Consider the following 25,275-nt stretch of genomic DNA (forward strand, 5'->3'; position numbering starts at 1 on the left):
ACTGTTGGTGTTCAAAAATCTGACGCTTAGAACGTCTGACCGAGAGAGAACTGGAAAATCTGCGTGTCAGCATCATCCGGTTTGATGATCGGCATAGCCAAACTAAAGCTCAACGGACCCAATGCGGTGATCCAGGTCAAGCCAACACCCACCGAGCTGGCCAAGTTGCCAGGATCGATACTGCTGCAATCTGCTTGAGAATTACCGCAATTGGTGTCGAAGACATTACCCACGTCCCAAAACAGTGCAGTACGCAGGGAACGCTGATCTTTTACGAACGGCATGGGGAACAGGAGCTCAGCACCACCTTGGATAAGGACGTTACCACCGAACGGAAGCGGATCTTGATCTGGATCGAAGGCTGTACCAGGGTTAGTCCCCCGGCTCGGCGTGCTACGTGGCCCAAGACTGCTGTCTTTGAAACCACGTACGGAGTTGAAACCACCCGCGTAGTAATGCTCATAGAACGGCAGATCTGAAGTAGAACCATAGCTTTCGCCGTAACCCAGCTGGGTATGCAGACGCAAGGTATAGGTGTCGTTCAGAGGCTTGAAGATCTGGCCACGGTAATCCACCTTGAAGAACGACAGGTCACTGCCCGGCACTGTGGTTTCAAATACCAGGCTTTGCGAGTGACCGCGGTTAGCCAGCACACCACGATTCAGAGTCGATTCAGACCAGCCAATCGACGCTTTGAGGTTCAGGTAGCTGTCACCCTCGGCCTCGATAAAGTTGAAAATTTCATCAACGGTATACAAACCGGTACCGATGCTGTCGTTCTGGATGGTCAAACCATAAGTTAGACGCGAGGTATCGCTGATTGGATAACCAATGCTGGCGCCCGCACCGTAGCTGTCCACCGAGTAACTGGATACATCAGTATTCAGTTCGTCGTAATCGGTTTCACGGAAGAAGGCGTTGTAACCCAGACTGACGCCATCAGGCGTCCAGTAGGGGTCAACAAAGCCAAAGTTGTAGCTGCTCTGGTACTCACTACGGGTCAAGCCGACGCTGACCTTGTTACCAGTACCCAGGAAGTTGTTCTGGGTAATCGAGCCACCGAGAATTAGGCCGGCGTTCTGCGCAAAACCGACGCTGGCAGTGATGGAGCCGGAAGCCTGCTCTTCAACGCTGTAGTTGACGTCAACCTGATCGTCAGTACCCGGCACCTGTGGGGTTTCGACGTTGACTTCCTTGAAGTAGCCGAGACGTTCCAGACGGGTCTTGGACTGGTCAATCAGGTAGGTCGAAGCCCAGCCACCTTCCATCTGACGCATTTCACGGCGCAACACTTCGTCTTCCGACTTGGTGTTACCGCGGAAGTTGATGCGGTTGACGTAAGCACGCTTACCCGGATCGACCACAAAGGTAATCGACACAGTGCCATCATCATGGGCTTCTGGCACGCCGTTGACGTTGGCGAAGGTATAGCCCTCGTTACCCAGGCGGCGAGTGATCAGCTCGGAAGTGGTGGTCATCACTTTGCGCGAGAATACCTGGCCTTCCTGAACTAGCAGCAAAGCACGGACTTCTTCTTCCGGCACCTTCAGTTCACCGCTGAGCTTGACATCACGAACGGTAAATTTCTCACCTTCGTCGACGTTGACCGTGACATAGACGTGCTTCTTGTCGGGGGTGATAGATACCTGAGTGGAGCTGATATCCATGTTGATATAGCCGCGATCCAGGTAATAGGAACGCAGACGCTCCAAGTCGCCAGAGAGTTTCTCACGGGCGTACTTGTCATCATTTTTGAAGAACGACAGCCAGTTGGTGGTCTTCAGCTCGAACAGGTCGATCAGGTCTTCATCGGAAAAGACCGAGTTGCCCACCACGTTGATGTGCTGAATGGCAGCGACCGAACCTTCATTGATATTGATCTTCAGTGCCACGCGGTTACGCGGCTGCGGAATCACTTCGGCTTCAATTTCTGCGGAGTAACGGCCCTGAGCAACGTACTGGCGCTGCAGCTCGTTGCGCACGCCCTCCAGAGTAGCCCGCTGGAAAATTTCACCTTCAGCCAGGCCCGACTGATTCAGGCCTTTAAGCAGGTCTTCGCTACTGATGGCCTTGTTGCCGTCAATTTCGATACTGGAGATAGATGGGCGTTCAACCACGGTGACAACCAGCACATCGCCATCGCGACCGAGCTGAATGTCCTGGAAGAAACCGGTTTTAAACAGTTCGCGGGTAGCTTCAACCAGCGACCGGTCATCAGCTTGCGCGCCCACATTCAGGGGCAAGGCACCGAATACGCTGCCAGCGGAAACGCGCTGCAGACCGGTAACCCGGATATCGGAGATGGTGAAGGACTCGGCGTGAACTTCGGTGATCATCAGTGCGGCAAGCACCGCAGGTAGCAGCAGACGTTTCATGAAGTCCTTTCTTATTCCAACTGACAATAAAAAATCTGCCGCTTAGTGCGACACGTCTTGTACGTACCGAGAGCGTAATTCAGTAGCGGCTACAGGCGACCCAAGTCGTTTACCAGGGCCAGCAACATGACCCCGATGACCAAACTGATGCCAATCTGCATCCCCCAACCCTGTATCCGTTCCGACAGCGGGCGACCACGCACCCACTCGACCAGATAAAAAAGCAGATGCCCCCCATCCAGCACGGGGATAGGCAACAAATTAAGAACCCCCAGGCTAATACTTAAATAGGCGAGAAATTTAAGAAAATCACTCAAACCTGACTCAGCAGAAGCGCCCGCCACTTTAGCAATGGTTATCGGCCCGCTCAAGTTTTTTACCGAGAGCTCGCCAAACAGCATTTTCTTCAGGGAATTAAGGGTTAGAACGCTCATTGTCCAGGTGTTTTTGGCACCTTCAGCGATGGCTTCTAACGGGCCATAGCTGACTTCGCGCAGCATCTCAGGCGGCCATTCGCCACCCGCTACGCCAGCACCCAGATAGCCACTGAGGGCCTCACCCTCACCGCGCGCGGCCAGAGTCAGCGGCACATCCAGCTGCTGACCTTGACGTTCTACCAGTAGGCTGATTTTTTTACCCGGCAAGCCGCGGACCTGATCAACCAGTTGCTGCCAATTAGCCAAAGGCTGGCCGTCGAGCGCCAGCAAACGATCGCCAACTTGCAAGCCTGCCGCAAATGCCGGTCCTTCAGGATCAAGCTGCGCCAGCACTGGCTGCAACACCGGACGCCAAGGGCGAATACCCAACGAGGAAATGGGGTCTGGCTCATCGGCACCGCGCAGCCAGTTATCCAGCACGACCTGCCGCGGACTATCGACCGACGAACCCGGCTCACGCACCGCCAGCTCCAGACGACCACTTTCACCCAACCGACTGACCAGCTGCAGATTCACCGCAGCCCAGCCCGTAGTGGGCTCGCCATCAATCGCGACAATTTCCTGCCCGACCTGCAAACCAGCCACATCAGCCAGACTGCCCGGCTCGACCGCACCAATAACCGGGCGCACCTGCTGGCTGCCCAGCATCGCTACAACCCAGAAGAACAGCAGCGCAAGCAGGAAATTTGCCACCGGACCAGCCGCCACAATGGCAATACGCTGCTGGACCGACTTGCGATTGAACGATTGATCGAGCAACTCCGGAGGTACATCACCTTCGCGCTCATCGAGCATTTTCACGTAGCCACCCAGCGGGATGGCGGCCACTACAAATTCGGTTCCCTGACGGTCATGCCAACGCAACAACGGGCTGCCAAAGCCGACGGAAAACCGCAGCACCTTGACGCCACAACGGCGGGCGACCCAGAAGTGCCCATATTCGTGGATGGTTACCAGCACCCCAAGTGCAACCAGGGTGCCGACCAACATATAAAGCGCACTCATCAAACTTCTCCGCGTCGGCGATCAGCGCCGACTCAGCCATTGTTCGGCAAGATGACGGGCCCGGCCATCAGCAGCCAGCACCGTATCCAAGCTCTCAACCGCCAGGGCGGGCTCAGTGTGCAGAACGTCTTCGATGATACTCGCGATCTCGGGAAAGCGGATGCGCCGCTCAAGAAACGCGGCAACTGCCACTTCATTGGCCGCATTGAGCATCGCCGGCGCAGTTCCGCCAGCTTGCGCCGCCTCACGCGCTAGACGCAGACAAGGGAAGCGCTGTTCGTCCGGCGCCTGGAAGTCCAGCCGAGCAATGGCAAACAGGTCCAGCGGCGCGACACCTGAGTCGATTCGCTCCGGCCAAGCCAGGGCGTGACTGATCGGCGTGCGCATATCTGGATTACCCAACTGGGCCAGCACCGAACCGTCGACATAATCGACCAGCGAATGGATCACGCTCTGCGGATGCACCACCACATCAATCTGCGCTGGCGTGGCGTCAAACAACCAGCAGGCCTCGATCAGCTCCAGGCCTTTGTTCATCATGCTCGCCGAGTCGACCGATATCTTGCGCCCCATCGACCAGTTGGGATGCGCGCACGCCTGCCCGGGAGTGACCGCATGCAGCTGCTCCAGTGGCATTTCGCGGAAGGGACCACCAGAAGCGGTCAGCAGAATGCGCCGCACGCCAACATGCTGTAGGCCACGGGCGTAGTCAACCGGCAGACACTGAAAAATCGCATTGTGCTCACTGTCGATCGGCAAAAGCACAGCGCCGCTTTTACGCACAGCCTGCATAAACAGTGCGCCCGACATTACCAGGGCTTCTTTGTTGGCCAGCAGCACCTTCTTGCCGGCCTCGACCGCCGCCAGGGTCGGCGGCAAGCCAGCGGCACCAACGATGGCCGCCATCACCGCATCCACTTCAGGATGCGCTGCCACTTCACACAGCCCCTCGGGGCCATGCAGCACTTGAGTGGCCAAACCGGCAGCACGTAAGCCTTCCTGCAGGTGGCGAGCTTGCAAAGCCTGCGGCACCACAGCAAAGCGCGGGCGGTAGATCATGCACAGCGCTTCCAGCTCAGTCATGCGACTGAAACCGGACAACGCGAATACTTGATAGCGTTCAGGGTGGCGAGCGATGACATCGAGGGTGCTCAGACCGATCGAGCCGGTCGCACCCAGCACGGTAATCTGCTGCAAGTGACTCACAGAGCGCCCCAACCCGCCAGCCACAGCAACGCGGCAAACACCGGGATCGCCGCCGTCAGGCTGTCGATACGATCAAGCACGCCGCCATGGCCCGGCAGCAGATTGCTGCTGTCCTTAACCCCGGATTGGCGCTTGAACATACTTTCGGTCAGATCGCCGACCACTGAGATCAACACCACCACGGCAGTACCGACCAAGCCCAGCAGCAGGCTGGCAAACGACCAGTCACGGCAGATCGCCACGCCAACGCAGATCAGCAGTGTCGCCAGCAGGCCACCAAACACCCCTTCCCAGCTTTTACCGGGACTGACCTGCGGAGCCAGCTTGCGCTTGCCGAAGCGCCGGCCGGCGAAATAGGCGCCGATATCCGCGCCCCACACCAACACCATCACCGCCAGAATCAGCCAGTTTGCTTCAGGCCACTGCTTGAACAGCACCAAGCCCTGCCAGGCCGGCAGCAGAATCAGCAAACCGATCAGTAATCTGACTGGAGCCCGCGCCCAGTAACGGCTGCTGGCTGGATAACCCAAGACCAGAAAGGTCGCCACGCCCCACCAGACAACCCCAAGCAACAACACCCAAGGCGCCAAGGCGGGCAGCAAATACAAACCGAACAACAGCGCGGCCACCAGCGCGGCGTAGGCCACGCGCTGCACCTGCGCAGTAAAACCTGCCAGACGCGCCCATTCCCAAGCACCCAGACTGACCACAGCGCCGATAAACAGCGCAAACAGCGCGCCATCAAGCAGAAAGAAGCCACCCAGGGCGAATGGCAACAGCACCAGCGCGGTGATAATTCGTTGTTTGAGCATCAGCTACGGGCCTCAGCAGCCACCTGATCGCTGGTTTTCCCAAAGCGACGCTGGCGACTAGCAAAATCGGCCAAGGCTTTGCGCATGGCGTCGTGTTTGAAATCCGGCCAAAACAGGTCGGAGAAATACAGCTCGGTGTAGGCCAGCTGCCAGAGCAGGAAATTACTGATGCGGTGTTCGCCACCGGTGCGGATGCACAGGTCCGGCAGCGGCAAATCGCCGGTTACCAGGCAGCTCTGCAGCAACTCGGGGGTGATGTCCTCGGCGCGCAAATGGCCGCCTTGAACTTCACGGGCCAAGCGCTGGGCAGCCTGGGCGATGTCCCACTGGCCGCCGTAATTGGCCGCCACTTGCAAAACAAAGCGCTTGTCGCCGGCAGTCTGCGCCTCAGCCTCACGCATCGCGGCCTGCAGCTCAGGGTGAAAGCGCGAACGATCACCAATAATGCGCAGGCTGATGTCATTGGCATCGAGTTTCTTCGCTTCGCGGCGCAGCGCACTGAGGAACAACTCCATCAGTGCACTAACCTCTTCAGCCGGGCGCTGCCAGTTTTCACTGGAGAAAGCGAACAGCGTCAGCACCTCGACACCCGCCTCGGCGCACACCTCGATCACTGCACGCACCGCATCGACACCGGCTTTATGGCCGGCCACGCCGGGCAGCAGACGCCTCTTCGCCCAGCGGTTGTTACCGTCCATGATGATCGCCACATGCCGCGGCACAGCGAACAGACTACCGTCTTTGGTCTTTTCCATGACGATGTCCTGGCCGTTAAACGGCCATCAGATCCGCTTCTTTCTGCTTCACTGCGACTTCGATTTCCGCCACGAACTTGTCCGTCAGCTTCTGGATTTCGTCGGCGGCACGGCGCTCTTCGTCTTCGCTGATTTCCTTTTCTTTGACCAGGTCTTTCAACTGACTCAAGGCATCACGACGGATATTGCGCACGGCTACGCGGCCATCTTCAGCCGCATCACGCGCCTGCTTGGTGAAGCCCTTGCGGGTTTCTTCGGTCAGCGCTGGCATGGAGATCAGCAGTAGCTCACCCAGATTGGTCGGGTTGAAGCCCAGACCGGAGCTCTGGATCGCCTTATCGACAGCCGCCAGCATGTTGCGCTCGAAGGCGACAACCTGAAGGGTGCGGGCGTCCTTGACGGTGACGTTAGCGACCTGGTTCAGCGGGGTGTCAGAGCCGTAGTAAGGCACCATCACGCCACCGAGGATGCTTGGGTGGGCCTGACCAGTGCGGATTCGGCTGAAGGCGTGAACCAGCGATTCCAGGCTCTTCTGCATGCGTACCTGGGCGTCTTTCTTGATCTCATTGATCATGTTTATCTTCCTCAATCAGAGTGCCTTCAGCGCCGCCGACTACAACGTTCAGCAGGGCGCCAGGCTTATTCATGTTGAAAACACGCAGCGGCATATTATGGTCGCGGCACAGACAGATGGCCGTCAGGTCCATTACGCCCAGCTTGCGGTCGAGTACCTCATCGTAGGTCAGGCGCTCGAACTTCTCGGCATGCGGGTCTTTGAATGGATCGGCAGTGTACACACCATCCACCTTGGTCGCTTTGAGCACCACGTCAGCATCGATTTCGATAGCGCGCAGACAAGCGGCCGAGTCGGTGGTAAAGAACGGATTACCAGTGCCAGCGGCGAAAATCACCACCTCACCGGTTTTCAGATGACGTAGCGCTTTGCGCCGATCGTAGTGATCGGTCACGCCAACCATGGAGATGGCCGACATAACGATTGCCGGGATATTCGAACGTTCCAGCGCGTCGCGCATGGCCAAAGCGTTCATCACGGTAGCCAGCATGCCCATGTGGTCGCCGGTTACCCGATCCATACCCGCCGCGCTCAGCGCTGCGCCACGGAACAGGTTGCCACCACCGATCACCAAACCGACCTGTACGCCAATACCGACCAACTGGCCGACTTCCAGCGCCATACGATCAAGCACCTTGGGATCGATGCCGAAATCTTCCGACCCCATCAGGGCCTCGCCGCTAAGTTTGAGCAGAATGCGCTTGTAGCGCGGTTGACGACCACTCATCTGCTGAGCCATTGCGAGTCTCTCCTGCGGCGTTTGAATTCTGTGCAAACCTTCGGTTCGCTTTTATCGAGCGCTTCGACAGCGCCCCGAGTCATTGGTGCCAAAGCGCCAACCACCCCACAGCTTAGCTGTGCCCTCAATTTGACAAAGAGGCCGCGCGCGTTAGCGGGCAGCCTCTTCGGGGCAACAGCGGTTAGCCGTCTTACTGCTTGCTGGCAGCAGCTACTTGCGCAGCAACTTCTTCAGCAAAGTTGTCGACCGGCTTCTCGATGCCTTCGCCAACCTTGAAGTAGGTGAAGGAAACGATTTCAGCACCGGCTTTCTTGGCCAGAGCACCGACCTTGATTTCCGGATCCTTAACGAAGGCTTGCTCAACCAGGCTGGCTTCAGCAAGGAACTTCTGGATACGACCAGCAACCATCTTCTCGACGATTTCGGCCGGCTTGCCCTTGATCTTGTCTTCGTTGAGGCTGACGAACACGGCTTTCTCGCGCTCGATGGCTTCAGCGGAAACTTCCGAAGGCAGCAGGAATTCAGGGTTGCTTGCAGCTACGTGCATGGCGATGTCTTTGGCCAGGTCGATGGTGCCGCCCTTGAGCACAACCACAACACCGATCTTGTTGCCGTGCAGGTAAGAACCCAGAACGTCACCTTCAATACGCGCCAGACGACGGATATTGACGTTCTCGCCGCACTTGGCAACCAGAGCCAGACGGGCTTCTTCTTGAGCAGCGATCAGCGGCTCAACTTCAGACAGCTTGTCAGCGAAGGCTTTCTCGACACTGGCAGCAACGAAGCTCTTGAAATCGTCCTGCAGAGCCAGGAAGTCGGTCTGCGAGTTAACTTCGAGAATAACGGCAGTCTTGCCATCTTCCTTGATGCTGATGGCGCCTTCGGCGGCCACGTTGCCAGCTTTCTTGGCAGCTTTGATCGCGCCGGAAGCACGCATGTCGTCGATGGCTTTTTCGATGTCGCCGCCAGCCTTGGTCAAGGCCTTCTTGCAATCCATCATGCCTTCGCCAGTACGCTCACGCAGTTCTTTAACCAACGCTGCAGTAATTTCTGCCATTTCAAAATCCTCTGGATAGGTTGTTAACCATTCCACCCGCCAAAAACGGGCGCTCAATTCGTAACGCACTGCCGACAATGATCAGAAACGATTGCAACTGCACGTCGGCGATGGTTTTAAAGGTGGCAAAAAGGGGGCCAAGCCCCCTTTTTGCGAACTAAGCAAACGCTAAGCGCGTTTTACTTAGCCTTCAGCAGCTTCTACAGCCGGGGCTTGCTCGACGAATTCGTCAGTGCCGCCGTTAGCGTTGGTGCGACCACGGATTACCGAGTCAGCCATTGCACCCATGTACAGCTGAATGGCGCGAATGGCGTCATCGTTGCCTGGGATGATGTAGTCAACGCCTTCCGGGCTGCTGTTGGTATCGACGATGCCGATAACTGGGATACCCAGCTTGTTGGCTTCGGTGATAGCAATGCGCTCGTGGTCAACGTCGATCACGAACAGAGCGTCTGGCAGACCGCCCATGTCCTTGATACCACCCAGGCTGCGATCCAGTTTTTCCAGATCACGGGTGCGCATCAGGGCTTCTTTCTTGGTCAGCTTGGTGAAAGTACCGTCCTGAGACTGAACTTCCAGATCACGCAGACGCTTGATCGAGGCGCGGATGGTTTTGTAGTTGGTCAGCATGCCGCCCAACCAGCGATGATCGACGTACGGCGAACCGCAACGTGCTGCTTCTTCAGCAACGATCTTGCCAGCAGAACGCTTGGTGCCCACGAACAGAATCTTGTTTTTGCCCGAAGCCAGCTTCTCAACGAAGGACAGCGCTTCGTTGAACATTGGCAGGGTTTTTTCAAGGTTGATGATGTGGATCTTGTTGCGCGCGCCGAAAATGTATTTGCCCATTTTCGGGTTCCAGTAACGGGTCTGGTGACCGAAGTGCACACCGGCCTTCAGCATATCGCGCATATTGACTTGGGACATGATAGTTCCTTGATAAGTCGGGTTAGGCCTCCACGTATCCCGATCTCCAACCCGGCGAACTTGTCGCAAGGCACCCAGGAAACCGTGTCGATACGTGTGTGGGTTTAAGCTTTAGGGCACACAGCCCGTAAAGCGGCGCGTTTTATACCATAAAAGTCGGGGGCAAGCTACTCGCAGACAGCAACATATGCAGCCGACTCAGCTGCGGGTTTTTACGTGACGCTTATGACCGGCGACTTGTAGCTGTTAAGATGACGCCCTTTCTGTTCGCGTTCGAGAGCCGCACATGACCGTCACCATCAAAACGCCCGACGAAATCGAGAAAATGCGCATAGCCGGTCGCCTGGCTGCCGAAGTTCTGGAAATGATTGGCGAGCACGTCAAGCCCGGCGTCACCACCGAAGCGCTCGACCGTATTTGCCATGACTATATTGTCAACGTACAACAGGCCATCCCCGCGCCGCTCAATTACAAAGGTTTCCCCAAGTCGATCTGCACTTCGGTCAACCACGTGGTCTGCCACGGGATCCCGAATGACAAGCCACTGAAAGAAGGTGACGTGATCAACATCGATATCACCGTGATCAAAGATGGCTACCACGGCGATACCAGCAAGATGTTTATGGTCGGCAAAGTGCCAGAGTGGGCCGAACGCCTGGCCAAGATCACCCAGGAGTGCATGTATAAAGGTATCGAGCTGGTCAAACCCGGCACGCGCCTGGGCGATATCGGCGAAGTAATCCAGAAGCACGCCGAGAAGAACGGCTTCTCTGTGGTGCGCGAATACTGCGGCCACGGCATTGGTGCGGTGTTCCATGAAGAGCCGCAAGTGCTGCACTACGGCCGCGCCGGCACCGGCATGGAGCTGAAAGAAGGCATGACCTTCACCATTGAGCCGATGATCAACCAGGGCCGCGCGGAAACCCGCACCCTGGGTGACGGCTGGACCGCGATTACCAAGGACCGCAAGCTCTCAGCCCAGTGGGAGCACACCATTCTAGTGACCGCTGATGGCTACGAAATCTTCACCCTGCGCAGTGATGACACCATCGCCCGCACATCGGCCTGAGCCTCTCGCTGAGTCTGCTGTATAGATAGAAGGAAGGCCGCAATGCCGCAGGTAGATCCCGAGCTGTTCGACCGCGGCCAGTTCCAGGCGGAACTGGCCCTCAAGGCCAGCCCTATTGCGGCATTCAAGAAGGCCATCCGCCACGCCCGTGAAGTACTCGACGGGCGCTTTACCAGCGGCCGTGACGTACGTCGCCTGGTCGAGGACCGCGCCTGGTTTGTCGACCAGATCCTGCGCGAAGCCTGGGACCGTCTGTCCTGGAGTGAAGACGCCGATATCGCTCTGCTCGCCGTCGGCGGCTATGGCCGTGGCGAGCTGCACCCCTTCTCCGACATCGACCTGCTGATCCTCCTCGACAACGCCGACCACGAGACCTTCCGCGAGCCCATCGAGCGCTTCCTTACCCTGCTCTGGGACATCGGCCTGGAAGTCGGGCAAAGCGTGCGCAGCGTTGACGAGTGCGCCGAAGAGGCGCGCGCCGATCTGACAGTTATCACCAACTTGATGGAAAGCCGCACCATCGCCGGCCCCGAGCGCCTGCGCCAGCGCATGCAGGCGGTCACCAGCACCGAGCAGATGTGGCCGAGCAAGCAGTTCTTCCTGGCCAAACACAAAGAACAGCGCGCCCGTCACGGCAAATACAACGACACCGAATACAACCTGGAGCCTAACGTCAAAGGCTCACCTGGCGGCCTGCGCGATATCCAGACCATTCTTTGGGTCGCGCGCCGGCATTTCGGCACGCTGAACCTGCACGCCATGGTCGGCCAGGGCTTTTTGTTGGAAAGCGAATACGCCCTGCTCGCCTCCAGCCAGGAATTCCTCTGGAAGGTGCGTTACGCCCTGCATATGCTCGCCGGCCGCGCCGAAGACCGCCTGCTGTTCGATCACCAAAGCCGGGTTGCCGCCCTGCTCGGCTATGAAGACAGCGACAGCAAGCGTGCCATCGAACGCTTTATGCAGAAGTACTACCGCGTGGTGATGGCGATTGCCGAGCTCAGCGACCTGATCGTCCAGCACTTTGAAGAGCAGATCCTCAACGCTGGCGAAATCGGCCAGGCCACGCCGCTTAACAGTCGTTTCCTGCTGCGTGATGGCTATATCGAAGTCGCGCACCCCAATGTGTTCAAACGTACGCCGTTCGCCATCATGGAAATCTTCGTGCTGATGGCGCAGCACCCGGATATCAAAGGCGTGTGCGCCAACAGCATTCGCCTGCTGCGCGAACACCGTCACCTGATCGACGACGATTTCCGCCGCGACATCCGCAACACCAGTCTGTTTGTCGAGCTATTCAAAAGCCCGCAAGGCATTCACCGCAACCTGCGGCGGATGAACCGTTACGGCATCCTCGGCCTGTATCTGCCGGAGTTCGGCCATATCGTCGGACAGATGCAGCACGACCTGTTCCACATCTATACGGTCGATGCGCACACGCTGAACCTGATCAAGCACCTGCGTAAGTTCAAGTGGACCGAGCTCGCGGAAAAATTCCCCCTGGCCAGCAAGCTGATCGACAAGCTGCCCAAGCCCGAGCTGATCTACATGGCCGGGCTGTACCACGACATCGGCAAAGGCCGTGGCGGCGACCATTCGGAACTCGGCGCAGTGGATGCCGAAGCCTTCTGCGTGCGCCACCAGCTGCCCAACTGGGACTCCAAGTTGATCGTCTGGCTGGTGCAGCACCACCTGGTAATGTCCACCACCGCACAGCGCAAAGACTTGTCTGACCCGCAGGTAATTTTCGATTTCGCCCGCCTGGTCGGCGACCAGACCCGCCTGGATTACCTCTATGTGCTGACCGTGGCCGACATCAACGCCACCAACCCCAGCTTGTGGAACTCCTGGCGCGCCAGCCTGCTGCGCCAGCTGTATACCGAGACCAAGCGTGCACTGCGCCGCGGCCTGGAAAACCCGCTGGACCGCGAAGAGCAGATTCGCCTGACCCAAATTGCTGCGCTGGACATCCTGGTGCGCGGCGGCACCGACCCAGATGACGCCGAGCAACTCTGGTCGCAACTGGGTGACGACTACTTCCTGCGCCACACGGCATCTGACGTGGCCTGGCACAGCGAAGCGATCCTGCAGCACGCCAACAACAGCGATCCGCTGGTGCTGATCAAGGAAACCACTCAACGCGAGTTCGAGGGCGGCACGCAGATATTCATCTACGCCCAGGATCAGCACGACTTCTTCGCCGTGACCGTGGCCGCTATGGCCCAGCTCAACCTGAACATCCATGACGCGCGGATTCTCACCTCCACCAGCCAGTTCACCCTCGATACCTACATCGTGCTCGAAGGCGAAGGCGGCTCGATTGGCGAGAACCCGGCGCGAATCAAAGAGATTCGCCAGGGCCTAATCGACACCCTGAAAAATCCAGACGACTACCCGAACATCATTCAGCGCCGCGTACCGCGCCAGCTCAAGCACTTTGCTTTTGCGCCGCAGGTAACCATCCATAACGATGCACACCGACCAGTGACCATCCTCGAAGTCACTGCCCCCGACCGTCCCGGCTTGCTGGCACGGATCGGGCGAATCTTCCTCGACTTCGACCTGTCGCTGCAGAACGCCAAGATCGCCACACTGGGCGAGCGGGTGGAAGACGTGTTCTTCGTCACCGATGCGCATAACCAGCCGCTGTCCGACCCCGAGCTGTGCATGCGCCTGCAGGAAACCATGGTTGCGCAACTGTCCGATGCGCCAGGCACGCAGGCCGAACCAAGCCGAATCGTTATTTAAAGCCCCTTATTACCCTTGAGCCGCCCACCATCCTCGATGCGGGCGCTGGCAGACCTCAGGAAGCAACAATGAACGACGCGTTAAACCAGCTGCAGCCCTACCCGTTTGAAAAGCTCCGCGCACTGCTAGGCAGCGTGCAGGTAACCGCTGGCAAAAGCCCGATTGCCCTGTCGATTGGTGAGCCCAAGCACCGTTCGCCGGAGTTTGTCGCCGAGGCGTTGCGCGCTAACCTTGATCAGCTTGCGGTCTACCCGACCACCCTGGGCATCCCGGCCCTGCGGGAAGCCATCGCCAACTGGTGCGGCCAACGCTTTGGTCTGCCGGCCGGCGTGCTTGACCCAGCGCGCCATGTGCTGCCGGTCAATGGCACCCGCGAAGCACTGTTCGCCTTTACCCAGGCCGTGGTCAAACGCGATGTCGATGGCCTGGTCGTCAGCCCCAATCCCTTCTATCAGATCTACGAAGGCGCAGCTTTCCTCGCCGGCGCGCAGCCGCACTACCTGCCCTGTTTGGAAGAGCACGGCTTCAATCCGGATTTCGACGCCGTCAGCGATGAAATCTGGCAGCGTTGTCAGATTCTTTTCCTCTGCTCGCCGGGCAACCCGACTGGCGCACTGATTCCGCTACTGACGCTGAAGAGGCTGATCGCCCTGGCCGACAAGTTCGATTTCGTGATCACTGCGGATGAGTGTTACAGCGAACTGTATTTTGATGAAGGCAACCCGCCGGCCGGCCTGCTGAGCGCCTGCGCCGAACTGGGCCGTAGTGATTTCAAACGCTGCGTGGTGTTCCACAGTCTGTCCAAGCGCTCCAACCTGCCAGGCCTGCGCTCGGGCTTTGTCGCTGGCGACGCCGACATTCTGAAATCATTCCTGCTGTACCGTACCTACCACGGCTGCGCCATGCCGGTACAAACCCAGCTGGCCAGCATTGCCGCCTGGAACGACGAAGCCCACGTCAAAGCCAACCGCGATCTATATCGCGAGAAGTTTGACGCGGTGCTGGCAATTCTCGATGGCGTACTGGATGTACAGCGCCCGGATGGCGGCTTTTACCTGTGGGCAAAAACCCCGATAGACGATGAAACATTTACCCGCGAGCTGTTTGCCCGCGAGCATGTCACTGTGGTACCCGGCTCGTACCTGTCGCGCGCAGTGGACGGCCACAACCCAGGCGCAGGCCGCGTGCGCATGGCCCTGGTCGCACCGCTGGCCGAGTGTGTGGCAGCAGCCGAACGTATCCGCGATTTTGTGAAGAGCCTCTGATGAGTAAGACCCTGTTTGGCATAAAAGCCTGCGACACCATGAAAAAAGCCCGCACCTGGCTCGACGAGCACGGGGTAAGCTACGCCTTTCATGATTACAAAGCCTGCGGCATTGACCGTGGCAACCTGGAAAAGTGGTGCAATGAGCATGGTTGGGAAACCATCCTGAACCGTGCAGGCACCACCTTCCGCAAGCTGGACGAGGCGCAGAAAAGCGACCTCGATCAGCACAAGGCGATCGAACTGATGCTCGCCCAACCGTCGATGATCAAACGCCCGGTGCTGGATCTCGGCAACAAGACCCTGGTTGGCTTCAAAGCCGACCGTTATGCCGCCGAACTGGTTTGAACCCGTCGGCCCACACGAATTTGCGGTAAGGAAAACAGCATGAGCACAACCCTCTTCAGCCTGGCTTTCGGCGTTGGCACCCAGAACCGTCAGAGCAACTGGCTGGAAGTCTTCTACGCCCAGCCACTGCTCAACCCGGCCAGTGAACTGGTCGCCAAAGTAATCGAGAAAATCGATTACCAGGGCGGCAACCACGCCATCATGATTAGCAACAACCAGGCCGGTGACCTGGCCGAAGCCTTGAAAAATGTCGATGCCGCACAATCTGCCCTGCTCACGCGCCTGGCCGAGAGTCAGAAGCCGCTGGTAGTCACTCTGATCGCCGAAGACAGCGTACTGACCAGCACCCCTGAGGCCTACCTCAAGCTGCACCTGCTGTCGCATCGCCTGGTTAAGCCGCACGGTTTGAACCTCACGGGGATCTTCCCACTACTGCCCAACGTGGCCTGGACCAGCCAGGGTGCAATCGACCTTCTGGAGCTGGCCGAGCGCCAACTGGAAGCCCGCCTGAAGGGCGAGCTGCTGGAAGTGTTCTCGGTGGACAAGTTCCCGAAAATGACCGACTACGTGGTACCGGCTGGCGTGCGTATTGCTGACAGCGCCCGTATCCGTCTGGGCGCCTATGTGGGCGAAGGCACCACCGTGATGCACGAAGGCTTCGTTAACTTCAATGCCGGTACCGCCGGCCCAGGCATGATCGAAGGCCGCGTGTCTGCGGGCGTATTCGTCGGCAAGGGCTCGGACCTCGGCGGCGGCTGCTCGACCATGGGCACCCTGTCCGGTGGCGGCAATATCGTGATTTCCGTCGGCGAAGGCTGCCTGATCGGCGCCAATGCCGGTATCGGCATTCCGCTGGGCGATCGCAACACCGTGGAATCCGGCCTGTACATCACCGCAGGTACCAAGGTGGCGCTGCTCGATTCGGACAACCAACTGGTCAAGGTACTCAAAGCCCGTGACCTGGCGGGTCAGCCGGACCTGCTGTTCCGCCGTAACTCGCAAACCGGTGCCGTGGAGTGCAAAACCCACAAATCGGCTATCGAGTTGAACGAAGCCCTGCACGCGCACAACTAAAAAGTTGGTTTAGCGCGGCTGCGCTCGCCCATACTGCGTTGCACTAAGGCTCGAACGCTCATTTACACCAGTGAACTCCGCGTCCTCGCCTTATTGCGCCTTGCCTGGGCTTCGCTCGCAACGCGCTAAACCCAACTTTTAGTCGCCAGATAATCTCTGGAAAATCCATGTCACTGACTTCCCCCTGGCGCGCTGACTTCCCTGGTATCCAGGCCCTTGCGGCCGAAGGCCAGAACTATCTGGACAGCGCCGCCACTGCGCAAAAACCCCAGACCATGCTCGATGCCCTGCTCGGATATTACGCCGGTGGCGCAGCCAATGTGCATCGCGCTCAGCATCTACCGGGCGAGCGCGCCACCCGCGCCTTCGAAGCCACCCGGGAAAAGGCTGCACGCTGGCTTAATGCGCCCGCTGCGCAGCAGATCCTCTTTACCCGCAGCGCCACCGAGGCGTTCAACCTGCTGGCTTATGGCCTGGAACAGCAGTTTCAGCCGGGCGATGAAATCGTCATTAGCGCCCTAGAACATCACGCCAACCTATTGCCCTGGCAACAACTGGCGCTGCGTCGGCAGCTCAAGCTGGTGGTGCTGCCGCTGGATAACCACGGCCTGATCGATCTTGCGCACGCCGCTCAGCTGATAGGCCCGCGCACTCGCCTGCTGGCGGTCAGTCAGTTGTCCAACGTGCTTGGTTGCTGGCAGCCGCTGGAGCCGTTACTGGCCCTTGCACAGGCGCAGGGCGCGCTGACCCTGGTCGATGGCAGCCAAGGTGTGGTACATGGCCGCCAGGATATGCAAGCGCTGGGCTGCGATTTCTATATCTGCTCCAGTCACAAGCTCTATGGCCCGGACGGTGTAGGCCTGCTCTATGGCCGCCCGCAGGCCCTGGAACAGCTGGCGCATTGGCAGTTTGGCGGCGAGATGCTGCTGCACACCGACTACTACAACGCCAGCTTTCGCCCTGCGCCATTAGGCTTTGAGGCCGGTACGCCGCCAATTGCCTCGGTGATCGCCTTAGGCGCCAGTCTGGATTACCTGAGCAACCTCGACGCCAATGCCGTCAGCAGCCATGAAGCGGCCCTGCATAGCCAGCTGATCACTGGGCTGCAGCAGCGCCAGGGCCTGAGCTTGCTCGGCACACCGACTGTCGCCTTGGCCAGCTTTGTGGTCGGGGGGGTGCACCACGCTGACCTTGCTCACCTGCTGACCGAACAAGGCATCGCCGTGCGCGCCGGCCATCACTGCGCCATGCCGCTGCTGCAGGGCCTAGGCCTGAGCGGAGCGATTCGCGTGTCTCTGGGGTTGTATAACGACGCCAGTGACCTGCAGCGTTTTTTCAACGCACTGGATCAGGCCCTGGAGCTGTTGCAGTGAACCTACCCGCCAGCGCCCAGACTGCGCTGCAAGCCTTTAGCGCCTGCCCCAGCTGGGAACAGCGCGCACGCTTGTTAATGCAATGGGGCGACCAGCTTGCCCCGCTCAGCGACGACGAACGTTGTGAAGCCAACCGAGTACAGGGTTGTGAAAGTCAGGTGTGGCTAGTGGGCGAGTGCAACGGCGCACACTGGCAGTTTCGCGCCAGCAGTGATGCACGCCTGTTGCGTGGCCTGCTTGCGCTGCTGCTGGCACGGGTCAATGGCCTGGCACAGACCGAACTGGCACAGCTGGATCTGCCGGACTGGTTTACCCAGCTTGGCCTCGCCCGCCACCTGTCGCCCTCACGCAGCAATGGCCTGCAGGCTGTGCTGACGCGGATGCAGCAAGTGCTGGATGCAGGCGATTAAGGTGCCGCGCGCCACTGATCGGCATTCCCGGAATACAAGGCCTGCTGCAAACGCTCCAACTCACCGCTCTCGGCCAAGCGGCGCAAACCGGCATTGAATACCTTACGCAACTGATCGGCCTGGGCATCACCTTTGCGAAACAACAGGTGCAGCGGTTCGGTATTCAATACACGCGGATGATAGGTGATTGCAGCCCGCGCTTCGGGGGTAAACATCCGCCGCAGCATGGCATAGCCCACCGCCCGATCCTGCGGATGAAAATCCACGCGCCCCAACTCCAGCAGGCGAAAGCCGGTGTCTTCCTTGCCGCTTTGCTGCACCTGCAACTGCCCGCCCTGCACCGCCGCATCGAACTGCGGACCATAGGAGTAACCAAGGGTGGTGGCGATGCTGAACGCCTTGAGGTCTTCGATACGCGCCCAGTTCAACTGCCGGTCGGTACGCTGAAACAGCACAATTTCGCCCTGCACCACGGGATCACTGCATTCACTGATGCGACGCCGCGAGGCTGAACAGGAATACGGCATTACCGCATCCAGACCGCCCTGCTCGAGCATCAGCAGGTTGCGGTCCCAGGGGTAATAGACGAACTCGACCTGATAACCCGCCGCCTTGAAGATGTCGCGCACCAGCCGCGACAAGGCGCCGCCATCCTCGCGCTGCTGATCGACATAGGGCACCCAGTCACCGGTGCCAATCCGCACAACCGGGTGAGCCTGAACACTCAGACAGGCAAAAAACGCTGCAAACAGCAGTGCAAATCGCGGGATATGACGCAACACATGACGCAGCAGGGACAACACAGCACACCTCAATAACGCGAGAAACAGCAAATCCCTGCTGAACAGCGACCGTAACCAGTCGTTTTTACAGATTAGTCAACACGCGCGGCTATGCATCAGGCGAGCGCGACCGCTCCGCCGGTCGGCGCGTACCGGCGACCAATTTATCGACGATGCGCGCCGCGGCGACCATGCCGAACGTCGCGGTCACCATCATCACCGCGCCAAAACCGCCGGCGCAGTCGAGCTTGACCCCTTCGCCGACAAAGCCCTTGTACTGACACACCGTGCCATCGGGTTTGGGATAGCGCAGCTGCTCGCTGGAGTACACGCACGGCACGCTGTAATTACGCCCCGGAGTACGCGAGAAACCATAATCGCGGCGCAGGGTGGAGCGCACCTTTGAGGCCAGCGGATCGTTCCAGGTTTTGTTCAGGTCACCGACCTGAATCTGCGTCGGGTCAATCTGCCCACCCGCACCGCCGGTGGTAATCACCTGAATCTTGCGCCGCTTGCACCAGGAAATCAGCGCGGCCTTGGCGTTGACGCTGTCGATGCAGTCGATCACCGCATCGAGCTGCTCTGTGATGTACTCGGCCATGGTCTCGCGGGTGACGAAATCCGCCACTGCATGTACTACGCAGCCCGGATTGATTGCACGAATGCGCGCGGCCATCACCTCGACCTTGGGCTGGCCGACTGTGCTGTCCAGCGCATGCAGCTGGCGGTTACTGTTGCTGACACAGACATCATCCAGGTCGAACAAGGAAATCTCGCCCACCCCGGAGCGTGCCAGCGCCTCAGCCGCCCAGGAACCCACACCGCCAATGCCGACCACCGCCACATGCGCAGCCGCCAGCCGCTCGGCGCCCTGACGACCATACAGGCGGGCGATCCCGGCAAAGCGTTGTTCATCCACAGGCATTCTTCTCTCTCGCAAGCCACAAGCGGCGCGCATTATAGGTAGCTGGCGAGCTGCACCCAAGCATTGTCTTGGTCGCGACCTCGTTAACCGATGAACAGCAGTAGCACATAGCCACTAGCGGAACCTTCAAGGCCGTCTATCGTCCTATCAATATGCCGCCCCACCCCGCTATACAGCCCAATGGCGGCGGCGTAGCATGCGCCACCCGACGCTCGTCGCTTTTTTGCCCCTTCGCTGGACCTGCTCCCTATGCCTTCGCGTAAGTTTGGACTGAACCTGGTCATGTTCCTGGCAATTGCCGCCGTGTTTACCGGTATCTGGGCGCTGTACAACCGCCCGTTAACGGCGCCGGACTGGCCGGAACAGATCTCTGGGTATTCCTTCTCGCCCTTCCGCGCCGGGCAGAACCCGCAACAGGACACTTATCCCAGCGATGAGCAGATGCGTGCCGACCTGGAACTGCTGAGCACGCAGACCGACAACATCCGCACCTACTCGGTAGACGGCCCACTGGGCACTATCCCCTTGCTGGCCGAAGAGTTCGGCCTGCGCGTGACCCTGGGCATCTGGATCAGCCCGGACCTGGAACGCAACGAACGGGAAATCACCAAGGCCATCGAAATTGCCAACAATTCACGCAGCGTGGTGCGCGTGGTGGTCGGCAACGAAGCGCTGTTCCGCAGTGAAGTGACGCCAGAGAACCTGATTGCCTATATCGACCGCGTGCGCGCGGCGGTCAAGGTGCCGGTAACCACCTCCGAGCAATGGCACATCTGGCAGGAATACCCGGAACTGGCGCAGCACACCGACCTGATCGCGGCCCACGTGCTGCCCTACTGGGAATTCGTGCCGATGGAGGATGCCACCGACTTCGTCCTCGAACGCGCCAAGGACCTGAAAAAACTCTTTCCGAAAAAACCTCTGCTGCTCTCCGAAGTCGGCTGGCCGAGCAACGGCCGCATGCGCGGCGGCGCCGATGCCTCACAAGCCGATCAGGCGATCTACCTGCGCACCCTGGTCAATGCGCTGAACGCCAAGGGCTATAACTACTTCGTGATCGAAGCCTTCGACCAACCGTGGAAGGCCAGCGATGAAGGCTCGGTCGGTGCTTACTGGGGCGTCTACAACCTCGACCGCCAGGCCAAGTTCGCCTTCGAAGGGCCGGTAGTGGCGATTCCGCAGTGGCGTTTGCTGGCTATCGGCTCCGTGGTACTGGCATTGCTCAGCCTGGCGCTGATGCTGATCGACGGCAGCGCCCTGCGCCAGCGCGGCCGTACGTTCCTGACCATTGTTGCCTTCGCCGGCGGCTCGGCCCTGGTGTGGATCGGCTACGACTACAGCCAGCAATACAGCACCTGGTTCAGCACCCTGGTCGGCCTGCTGCTGGGTATCGGTGCCTTCGGCGTATTTATCGTGCTGCTCACCGAAGCCCATGAACTGGCCGAAACAGCCTGGACCCGCGCGCGCCGCCGGCCCTTCCAGCCAGTCGTCGCCGACAACGCCTACCGACCCAAGGTGTCAGTCCACGTACCCTGCTACAACGAGCCACCGGAGATGGTCAAACAGACCCTCGACGCCCTGGCCGCGCTGGATTACCCGGATTACGAAGTCATCATCATCGACAACAATACCAAGGACCCGGCCGTGTGGGAGCCGGTAGAGGCCTACTGCAAAGTACTGGGCCCGCGTTTCCGCTTCTTCCACGTCGCACCGATTGCCGGCTTCAAGGGCGGCGCGCTGAACTACATCCTGCCGCACACCGCAGCGGATGCCGAAGTGGTGGCGGTGATCGACGCCGATTACTGCGTCGACAAGAACTGGCTCAAATACATGGTGCCGCACTTCAGTGACCCGCAGATCGCTGTGGTGCAGTCGCCGCAGGATTACCGCGACGGCAACGAAAACATCTTCAAGAAGCTTTGCTACGCCGAATACAAGGGCTTCTTCCATATCGGCATGGTCACCCGCAACGACCGCAACGCGATCATCCAGCATGGCACCATGACCATGATCCGCCGCACCGTGATGGACGAGTTAAAGTGGGCCGACTGGACCATCTGTGAAGATGCCGAGCTGGGCCTGCGGGTGTTCGAGAAAGGCTACTCCGCCGCCTATGCCAACCAGAGCTTCGGCCAGGGGCTGATGCCGGACACCTTTATCGACTACAAGAAGCAGCGCTTTCGCTGGGCCTACGGCGCCATTCAGATCATGAAGGGCCACGCGCGCAGCCTGTTCCTCGGCAAGAACTCCGAACTGAAAACCGGCCAGCGCTACCACTTCGTCGCGGGTTGGCTGCCATGGATCGCCGATGGCCTGAATATCTTCTTCACCGCCGGCGCGCTGCTCTGGTCGGCGGCGATGATCATCGTGCCGCAGCGGGTCGACCCGCCACTGATGATCTTCGCCATCCCGCCACTGGCGCTGTTCTTCTTCAAGCTGGGCAAGATCCTGTTCCTCTACCGCAAGGCCATGGGCGTCGATCTGGTGCGTTCATTCCAAGCGGCTCTGGCAGGCCTCGCGCTGTCGCACACGATTGCCAAGGCGGTGCTCTACGGCACCTTTACCAAGACCATCCCGTTCTTCCGAACACCGAAGATGGCCAGCAACCACGGCATCTTGGTGGCCCTGGCAGAGGCGCGTGAAGAAGTCTTTATCATGCTGCTGCTGTGGGGTTCGGCCATCGGTATCAGCGTCGTTCAGGGCCTGCCCAGCGCCGACGTAAAGTTCTGGGTGGCCATGCTCCTGGTGCAGTCGTTGCCCTACCTGGCAGCGCTGATCATGGCTCTGCTGTCGTCGTTGCCGGCGCCGCAGGCAAGTCCGCAGGAAACTGTCGCTGCCGGCTGATCAGAGGCGGGCTTGAATGCCAGACGGCGGCCAATGGCCGCCGTTTTGCTTTAAGATGGCGGCCTTTCCGCTTGATGCCGCCTTGGAGCCGCAATGACCGCCAACGCCACGCCCCTCTCTCCGACGCTGGAGCTTGCCTGCGAGCTGATTCGTCGCCCGTCCGTTACGCCGCTCGATGAAGGCTGCCAGGAACAGATGACGCGCCGCCTTGCCGCCTGCGGTTTCACTATCGAGCCGATGCGGATCGAGGAAGTGGACAACTTCTGGGCCAGCCACGGTAGCCAAGAGGGCCCCGTACTGTGCTTTGCCGGACACACCGATGTGGTGCCAACCGGCCCGGTACAGAAGTGGCAGCATCAGCCATTCAATGCCCTGATCGACGAAGACGGCATGCTCTGTGGCCGTGGCGCGGCGGACATGAAAGGCAGCCTGGCGTCGATGATCATCGCCGTTGAACGCTTTGTCGCCGAATACCCGGACCATAAGGGCCGTATCGCCTTTCTGATCACCAGCGACGAAGAAGGCCCGGCGCACAACGGCACCAAGGCCGTGGTTGAACGCCTGCGCGCACGTAATGAACGCCTGGACTGGTGCATCGTTGGCGAGCCGTCGAGTACCACCCTGGTTGGTGACGTGGTGAAAAACGGCCGCCGTGGCTCGCTCGGTTGCACCCTCACTGTGCGCGGCAAGCAAGGCCACGTGGCCTACCCGCACCTGGCCCGTAACCCGATTCACCTGGCTGCACCCGCGCTGGCCGAACTGGCTGCCGAACACTGGGACGAAGGCAATGCGTTCTTCCCGCCGACCAGCTTCCAGGTATCCAATCTGAATGCTGGCACCGGGGCGACCAACGTGATCCCTGGTGAACTGACGGCGATCTTCAACTTTCGCTTCTCCACCGAATCCACAGTGGAAGGCTTGCAGCAGCGGGTTGTAGCGATTCTCGACAAACACGGCCTGGACTATCACCTGGACTGGGCGTTGTCGGGCATGCCATTTCTCACCGAACCCGGCGCCCTGCTTGACGGCGTTGCCGCCAGCATCAAAGCAGTAACCGGCCGTGACACCAAGCCATCGACCAGCGGCGGCACCTCCGATGGTCGGTTTATTGCCACCCTCGGCACCCAGGTGGTCGAGCTCGGCCCGGTCAACGCCACGATTCACCAGGTCGACGAGCGCGTACTGGCCAGTGATCTGGATGTGCTCACCGAAATCTATTATCAAACCCTGGTGAACCTGCTCGCATGAGCCTGACCTGCCCTATCTGCCAAGGTGCACTGAGCCTGGTTGAAAATGGCGTGGCCTGCCCGGCCAACCATCGTTTCGACCGTGCACGCCAGGGCTACCTGAACCTGTTGCCAGTGCAGCATAAAAACAGCCGCGACCCTGGCGACAATGCCGCCATGGTCGAAGCACGCCGGCGCTTCCTCGACGGCGGCCATTACGCACCATTGGCCAAGCGCCTGGCAGAGCTAGCAGCGAGCTATAACCCGAGCCGCTGGCTGGATATCGGTTGCGGCGAGGGCTACTACACCACGCAGCTTGCAGATGCCCTACCGCAAGCCGACGGCTACGCCCTGGACATCTCCCGCGAGGCGGTCAAGCGCGCCTGCAAACGTTCGCCCCAGCTGACCTGCCTGGTGGCGAGCATGGCCCGCGTACCGCTGAGTGATGCCAGCTGCCAGCTGCTCGCCAGTGTTTTCAGCCCGCTAGACTGGCAGGAAGCCAAACGCCTGCTCACCCCCGGCGGTGGCCTGCTGCGCATGGGCCCGACCCGCGAACACCTGATGCAGCTACGACAGAAGCTGTATGACGAAGTGCGTGACTACGATGATCAGAAACACCTGGAGCTGATCCCCGAAGGCATGCGCCTGGCCCACAGCGAAACCCTGACGTTCAACCTGCAATTGGATAGCAGTGAAGCCCGCGCCGACCTGCTGGCTATGACCCCACACGGCTGGCGCGCCAGTGCCGAACGCCGTGCGGCAGTCATTGCCGAACCGTGTGAAGTGACCGTTGCCATCCGCTACGACTGGATCGAGAAGCTATGACCATGCGCCAACCGGATATCGAGATTTACCTGAAAGACGCCGACCACAACGCTATCGGTGAGTGGCTGAGCAGCGCACTGGGCAGCTGCACGCCCTGGCAGCAGAAAGGCCAGACCTACAAATGCATGGCCGGCAACGTACCCATCACCTGGCTGCCCAAGGCAGTCGGCAAATGGCACAGCCTGTTCCTGGAAAGCGACGCCACCCCATGGGCCGATGACCTGGCTTGTGCTCAGGCCGCCTTCGCTGCGCTGAATGTCGAAGTACGCTGCGCACCGGGCGGCTGGCAGGAAGAAGAAAGTGACGAGCAAGCCGACCGCTGGATGCGCATCAGCGCCGATGGCGTTGAGGAAATTACCTGGCGCACCGCTTAACCGACCGCCGAAAACTACTGTACTCGGCTATTCAGCGCTGGAAGCAGCCTCAAAATGCTCATGTACAGACGTACACTCCGCTTTTTCGGCTACTTCCGCCTTGCCTAGCCATCGCTCGCTACGTTTTCA

General features: G+C 59.5%; 22 protein-coding genes. 11 read left to right on the forward strand and 11 right to left on the reverse strand.

Features of this window, described 5'->3' with window-relative positions; all coding sequences use genetic code 11:
• Positions 1 to 26 precede the first annotated feature (26 nt).
• The 9 genes from bamA to rpsB form a co-directional block, all read right to left on the reverse strand.
• Positions 27 to 2,375, reverse strand: coding sequence for an outer membrane protein assembly factor BamA (gene bamA, locus ACIGEK_RS17045; protein ID WP_397494463.1), 2,349 nt, complete (start codon positions 2,373 to 2,375; stop codon positions 27 to 29).
• An 89-nt stretch (positions 2,376 to 2,464) separates the two neighbouring features.
• Positions 2,465 to 3,817 (reverse strand): sigma E protease regulator RseP, encoded by a 1,353-nt coding sequence (gene rseP / locus ACIGEK_RS17050; RefSeq protein WP_397494464.1) that lies wholly within the window; start codon positions 3,815 to 3,817, stop codon positions 2,465 to 2,467.
• Between the two features lie 21 nt (positions 3,818 to 3,838).
• Positions 3,839 to 5,023, reverse strand: a complete 1,185-nt coding sequence (ispC, locus tag ACIGEK_RS17055) for a 1-deoxy-D-xylulose-5-phosphate reductoisomerase (RefSeq protein ID WP_397494465.1) — start codon at positions 5,021 to 5,023, stop codon at positions 3,839 to 3,841.
• On the reverse strand, positions 5,020 to 5,835 hold the full coding sequence (locus tag ACIGEK_RS17060; RefSeq protein WP_397494466.1) for a phosphatidate cytidylyltransferase: 816 nt from the start codon (positions 5,833 to 5,835) through the stop codon (positions 5,020 to 5,022). The genes ispC and ACIGEK_RS17060 overlap by 4 nt, the downstream gene beginning before the upstream one ends.
• Positions 5,835 to 6,590: a polyprenyl diphosphate synthase gene (uppS, locus tag ACIGEK_RS17065; protein WP_397494467.1), complete on the reverse strand. Its 756-nt coding sequence runs from the start codon at positions 6,588 to 6,590 to the stop codon at positions 5,835 to 5,837. The genes ACIGEK_RS17060 and uppS overlap by 1 nt, the downstream gene beginning before the upstream one ends.
• A 16-nt stretch (positions 6,591 to 6,606) precedes the next feature.
• Positions 6,607 to 7,164, reverse strand: a complete 558-nt coding sequence (frr, locus tag ACIGEK_RS17070) for a ribosome recycling factor (RefSeq protein WP_090248391.1) — start codon at positions 7,162 to 7,164, stop codon at positions 6,607 to 6,609.
• Positions 7,154 to 7,903, reverse strand: a complete 750-nt coding sequence (gene pyrH, locus ACIGEK_RS17075; protein WP_304865977.1) for a UMP kinase — start codon at positions 7,901 to 7,903, stop codon at positions 7,154 to 7,156. Before pyrH ends, frr begins: the two co-directional genes overlap by 11 nt.
• Positions 7,904 to 8,093: 190 nt before the next feature.
• Entirely contained in the window at positions 8,094 to 8,960 is an 867-nt protein-coding gene (gene tsf / locus ACIGEK_RS17080) for a translation elongation factor Ts (protein ID WP_397494468.1), read from the reverse strand.
• A 183-nt stretch (positions 8,961 to 9,143) separates the two neighbouring features.
• Positions 9,144 to 9,887, reverse strand: a complete 744-nt coding sequence (gene rpsB, locus ACIGEK_RS17085; protein WP_397494469.1) for a 30S ribosomal protein S2 — start codon at positions 9,885 to 9,887, stop codon at positions 9,144 to 9,146.
• 286 nt (positions 9,888 to 10,173) lie between these two features.
• Here rpsB and map point away from each other — a divergent pair, with 286 nt between their 5' ends.
• The 7 genes from map to ACIGEK_RS17120 all read left to right on the forward strand — a co-directional run bounded on the left by map (position 10,174) and on the right by ACIGEK_RS17120 (position 18,170).
• The gene (gene map, locus ACIGEK_RS17090; RefSeq protein ID WP_397494470.1) at positions 10,174 to 10,956 is read left to right on the forward strand and encodes a type I methionyl aminopeptidase; all 783 of its coding nucleotides are present in this window, start codon (positions 10,174 to 10,176) and stop codon (positions 10,954 to 10,956) included.
• Positions 10,957 to 10,998: 42 nt separating this feature from the next.
• A complete protein-coding gene (locus ACIGEK_RS17095; protein WP_397494471.1) occupies positions 10,999 to 13,701 on the forward strand; it encodes a [protein-PII] uridylyltransferase in 2,703 nt (900 codons plus the stop codon).
• Between the two features lie 68 nt (positions 13,702 to 13,769).
• Positions 13,770 to 14,966, forward strand: coding sequence for a succinyldiaminopimelate transaminase (gene dapC, locus ACIGEK_RS17100; protein ID WP_397494472.1), 1,197 nt, complete (start codon positions 13,770 to 13,772; stop codon positions 14,964 to 14,966).
• Positions 14,966 to 15,313: an ArsC family reductase gene (locus tag ACIGEK_RS17105; protein ID WP_289239274.1), complete on the forward strand. Its 348-nt coding sequence runs from the start codon at positions 14,966 to 14,968 to the stop codon at positions 15,311 to 15,313. The genes dapC and ACIGEK_RS17105 overlap by 1 nt, the downstream gene beginning before the upstream one ends.
• Positions 15,314 to 15,352: 39 nt before the next feature.
• Positions 15,353 to 16,387, forward strand: a complete 1,035-nt coding sequence (gene dapD, locus ACIGEK_RS17110) for a 2,3,4,5-tetrahydropyridine-2,6-dicarboxylate N-succinyltransferase (protein ID WP_397494473.1) — start codon at positions 15,353 to 15,355, stop codon at positions 16,385 to 16,387.
• A gap of 167 nt (positions 16,388 to 16,554) precedes the next feature.
• A complete protein-coding gene (locus tag ACIGEK_RS17115) occupies positions 16,555 to 17,760 on the forward strand; it encodes an aminotransferase class V-fold PLP-dependent enzyme (protein WP_397494474.1) in 1,206 nt (401 codons plus the stop codon).
• Positions 17,757 to 18,170 (forward strand): SufE family protein, encoded by a 414-nt coding sequence (locus ACIGEK_RS17120; protein WP_397494475.1) that lies wholly within the window; start codon positions 17,757 to 17,759, stop codon positions 18,168 to 18,170. The genes ACIGEK_RS17115 and ACIGEK_RS17120 overlap by 4 nt, the downstream gene beginning before the upstream one ends.
• On the opposite strand, the gene ACIGEK_RS17125 is transcribed toward ACIGEK_RS17120, so the two are convergent.
• Both ACIGEK_RS17125 and tcdA read right to left on the reverse strand, forming a co-directional pair.
• Entirely contained in the window at positions 18,167 to 18,970 is an 804-nt protein-coding gene (locus ACIGEK_RS17125) for a substrate-binding periplasmic protein (RefSeq protein WP_397494476.1), read from the reverse strand. The two genes, ACIGEK_RS17120 and ACIGEK_RS17125, sit on opposite strands and share 4 nt — an antisense overlap.
• Before the next feature lie 91 nt (positions 18,971 to 19,061).
• Positions 19,062 to 19,877: a tRNA cyclic N6-threonylcarbamoyladenosine(37) synthase TcdA gene (gene tcdA, locus ACIGEK_RS17130; RefSeq protein WP_397494477.1), complete on the reverse strand. Its 816-nt coding sequence runs from the start codon at positions 19,875 to 19,877 to the stop codon at positions 19,062 to 19,064.
• 249 nt (positions 19,878 to 20,126) lie between these two features.
• Between tcdA and ACIGEK_RS17135 the strand changes: the two genes are divergently transcribed.
• From ACIGEK_RS17135 to ACIGEK_RS17150, 4 genes are all read left to right on the forward strand, one after another.
• Positions 20,127 to 22,721, forward strand: coding sequence for a glycosyltransferase (locus tag ACIGEK_RS17135; protein WP_397494478.1), 2,595 nt, complete (start codon positions 20,127 to 20,129; stop codon positions 22,719 to 22,721).
• Positions 22,722 to 22,814: 93 nt separating this feature from the next.
• The gene (gene dapE, locus ACIGEK_RS17140; protein WP_397494479.1) at positions 22,815 to 23,969 is read left to right on the forward strand and encodes a succinyl-diaminopimelate desuccinylase; all 1,155 of its coding nucleotides are present in this window, start codon (positions 22,815 to 22,817) and stop codon (positions 23,967 to 23,969) included.
• A complete protein-coding gene (locus tag ACIGEK_RS17145; RefSeq protein WP_397494480.1) occupies positions 23,966 to 24,772 on the forward strand; it encodes a putative RNA methyltransferase in 807 nt (268 codons plus the stop codon). Before dapE ends, ACIGEK_RS17145 begins: the two co-directional genes overlap by 4 nt.
• 2 nt (positions 24,773 to 24,774) lie before the next feature.
• Complete coding sequence (locus ACIGEK_RS17150) at positions 24,775 to 25,146, forward strand: hypothetical protein (RefSeq protein WP_397494640.1); 372 nt, start codon at positions 24,775 to 24,777, stop codon at positions 25,144 to 25,146.
• Positions 25,147 to 25,275: the final 129 nt, after the last annotated feature.

This window comes from Pseudomonas sp. NPDC079086 (genome assembly GCF_044542155.1).
In the GTDB taxonomy this organism is placed as follows: Bacteria; Pseudomonadota; Gammaproteobacteria; order Pseudomonadales; family Pseudomonadaceae; genus Aquipseudomonas.